This is a genomic window from Bacillus sp. AF62 (assembly GCF_050312695.1).
Taxonomy (GTDB): Bacteria; Bacillota; Bacilli; order Bacillales; family Bacillaceae_G; genus Bacillus_A; species Bacillus_A cereus.
Window position 1 is genome coordinate 1 of sequence record NZ_JBNPJZ010000311.1, and the last position, 253, is coordinate 253.

The window sequence follows — 253 nt, forward strand, 5'->3', positions numbered from 1 at the left end:
GGGGCAGATTCGAACTGCCGAACCCGAAGGAGCGGATTTACAGTCCGCCGCGTTTAGCCACTTCGCTACCCCTCCGAAACTTACATGGTGCCGGCTAGAGGACTTGAACCCCCAACCTACTGATTACAAGTCAGTTGCTCTACCAATTGAGCTAAGCCGGCGTATTTTATTGAAATAAATGGTGGCTCGGGACGGAATCGAACCGCCGACACGAGGATTTTCAGTCCTCTGCTCTACCGACTGAGCTACCGAG

At 53.4% G+C, this 253-nt stretch carries 1 tRNA gene; it reads right to left on the reverse strand.

Annotation, left to right across the window (positions count from 1 at the left end):
* Positions 1-85: 85 nt before the first annotated feature.
* Positions 86-161, reverse strand: a tRNA-Thr gene (locus tag ACQRBL_RS32905).
* Positions 162-253 lie beyond the last annotated feature (92 nt).